Here is a 2,661-nt window from a genome sequence, read left to right as displayed (position 1 = left end):
CCGGTCGTGGTGATCGGCCCACTCCGCGGGCGGGCAGCTCGCCCTGCGCGCGGCGGCCGACGACGGCCGGGTCGCGCTGGCGGTCTCCCTGGCGGGGGGTGCTTCGACCTGGTGGAGGGGCGACCGCCGCCACCTCAGCGGGGGGCGCGGTCGCCGCGGCCCTGGGCGGCCCGGTCGGCGAGGCGCCCGAGGTCTACGCCCGCTCCAGCCCGCTGGAGCGCCTGCCGCTGAAGGTCCCGCAGCTCGTCGTCCAGGGCGACGGGGACGACCTCGACCTGGTCGACCTGGGCCGCCGCTACGCGCGGGCCGCCCGCGCCGCGGGCGACGACGTGACGTACCTGGAGGCGACCGGCGACCACTTCGACGTGATCGACCCCGCCTCGCCGATCTGGCGGGCCGCCGCGAGGGCGATCGCCGACCGGGTCCTCCGGGGTCCCCGGCCCCCGCTCTCCCCCTGAACGGCCGCCCGGACGGGGAAGCGGCCGCTCAGGGGGAGAGCGGGCGCCAGGGGACCGGGCTGGAGAGCACCATCATGCTCGACGGGTGACCGTACGGCGCCAGCCGGTCGATCAGCTCCTCGAAGGCCGTCATGGAGGCGGCCGACACCCGCATCAGGCAGCACGTCTCCCCGGTCACCCGGTGCACCTCCAGGATCTCCGGCCAGGCCAGCGCCTGCTCGTCGCGGAGCACGCACCGCGGCCCGTAGCACGACATCCTGATCAGCGCCGCCACCGCGCGCCCGGCCCGGGCCGGGTCCACCCGGGCGTGGTAGCCGGTGATCACCCCGGACTCCTCCATCCGCCGCACCCGCTCGGCCACGGCCGGGGCGGACAGGTGGACCCGGCGGGAGAGCTCGCTGTAGGAGAGCCGGGCGTCTTTCTGCAGCTCAGCCAGGAGTGCCCAGTCCATGGCGTCCATTGTCACGCTCCGTCATCCGCAAACCGAATCCGGCTTTCACCCTTCTGATCCCAAGGTAAACCATCAAATCACCTTTATTGCGTTATTTCGATATCCGTGGGAGTGGGACAGGATGGAAGGAAGACCGTAAAAGGGGGAGAAGTGAACAGCATCAAGCAGCGCACCGAGCGGGAGCGGGCCGAGCGGGCCGCCGAGAACGAGGGGCTGCCCACGCTCGGATTCGACTCCGCCACGCCGTACGACGACTATGTGGGCACCGCGGTGCTGCACCGGCTCCAGCGCACCGTCACCGACGCTCCGGAGGAGCTCGCCTTCCTGGTCACCACGCAGGTGATGGAGCTGTACTTCGGGCTGCTCCGCTCGGAGTGGCGGCTGGCCCAGCGGCAGCTCGACGACGACGACGCCGCGGCGGCGATCATGACGATCAAGCGGAGCGTCCGGCACTTCGAGGCGCTCAACGCGGCCTGGTCCTCGCTGAGCTGGCTCACCCCGGCGCAGTTCAACCAGTTCCGCGACGCGCTCGGCGAGGCGTCCGGCTTCCAGTCGGCGTACTACCGGCACGTGGAGTTCCTGCTCGGCATCAAGTCCGAGGCGCTCATCCGCCCGCACCGCCGCAACCCCGAGGCCTACGACGAGCTCGTGGACGCGCTGGCCCGGCCCAGCCTCTACGACTCGGTGCTGGCCTTCCTGGCCCGCAACGGCTTCGCGGTCCCGCGCCAGGCGACCGAGCGCGACCACGCCGCCGAGTACCAGCCGAGCCAGCAGGTGGAGGCGGTCTGGGTCGAGGTCTACGCGAGCCCGCTGGCGCCGCTGGCCGAGGCGCTCACCGACCTGGCCGAGCAGTTCTCCGACTGGCGCTACCGCCACCTGATGGCGGTCCGCCGCTCCATGGGCGCCAAGCCCGGTTCGGGCGGATCCAGCGGGATGACCTGGCTGGAGCGGAGCATGCGCCGGGAGATCTTCCCCGAGCTCTGGACCGCCCGCACGCTGATGTGAGACGGCCCCGCAGCGCGACGGATCAGCAGGGCTTAACGATTCGCTCAACGAAAGCTAACTGGACCTGAACACCTGGTGGCTGCCAGGCTCGGACCATGACGTTCTCCGGTGTCCTCGTCCCGCTGATCACCCCGTTCGCCGCCGACGGCGAAGTCGCCGCCGAGGCGCTGGAGGGCCTCGCGCACGCCGTGCTCGACGCCGGCGCGAGCGGCCTGGTCGCGCTCGGCACCACCGCCGAGGCCGCCATGCTCACCGGGAAGGAGCGGCGGGCGGTCGTCGAAGTGTGCGCCCGCGTCCGCCGGGAGCGGGGGGCGACGCTGGTGGTGGGAGCCGGATCGAGCGGCACCCGCGCCACCGCCGAGGCCCTGCGCGACCTCGGCGGGGTGGCGGACGCCGCGCTGGTCGCCGTGCCGTCCTTCGTCCGCCCCGGCGAGGCGGGGGTGCTGGCCCACTTCACCGAGCTGTCCCGGCACAGCCCGGTCCCGCTGATCGTCTACAACGTCCCCCACCGGACCGGCCAGGCCGCGGGCGCCGCCGCGCTGCGCGAGATCGGCGCGCTGCCCATGGTGCGGGGGGTCAAGCAGGCGGTCGGCGGCGTCGACGCCGACACCGTCGCCCTGCTGGCCGACCCGCCGGAGGACTTCGCGGTGCTGGCCGGCGACGACGCGTTCTTCTCCGTGCTGCTCGCCCTGGGCGCCCCCGGCGGCGTCCTCGCCACCGCCCACCTGCGCACCGCCGACTTCGCCG

Annotated in this window: 3 protein-coding genes and 1 pseudogene; 3 read left to right on the top strand and 1 reads right to left on the bottom strand. The window is 73.3% G+C overall.

The window, feature by feature from the left end:
• A pseudogene (locus ACWJ6R_RS34230) lies at positions 1 to 458 on the top strand (hypothetical protein); the annotation flags it as partial.
• A gap of 28 nt (positions 459 to 486) precedes the next feature.
• On the opposite strand, the gene ACWJ6R_RS34225 reads toward ACWJ6R_RS34230, so the two are convergent.
• Complete coding sequence (locus ACWJ6R_RS34225) at positions 487 to 918, bottom strand: Lrp/AsnC family transcriptional regulator (RefSeq protein ID WP_068895485.1); 432 nt, start codon at positions 916 to 918, stop codon at positions 487 to 489.
• A 141-nt stretch (positions 919 to 1,059) separates the two neighbouring features.
• Between ACWJ6R_RS34225 and ACWJ6R_RS34220 the strand changes: the two genes are divergently transcribed.
• The gene (locus ACWJ6R_RS34220) at positions 1,060 to 1,914 is read left to right on the top strand and encodes a tryptophan 2,3-dioxygenase (protein ID WP_449066186.1); all 855 of its coding nucleotides are present in this window, start codon (positions 1,060 to 1,062) and stop codon (positions 1,912 to 1,914) included.
• A gap of 95 nt (positions 1,915 to 2,009) precedes the next feature.
• Positions 2,010 to 2,661: dihydrodipicolinate synthase family protein (locus ACWJ6R_RS34215; RefSeq protein ID WP_449066185.1), on the top strand; the 652-nt coding region annotated here is incomplete at its 3' end.

This window comes from Planomonospora algeriensis, from assembly GCF_977012225.1.
Note: the sequence above shows the minus strand (reverse complement) of the source record. Positions and strands in the feature narration are given on the sequence as shown.

Coding starts and splice junctions, on each gene's coding strand:
- ACWJ6R_RS34225 (WP_068895485.1), bottom strand. CDS start 918: ATGGACGCCATGGACTGGGCACTCCTGGCTGAGCTGCAGAAAGACGCC.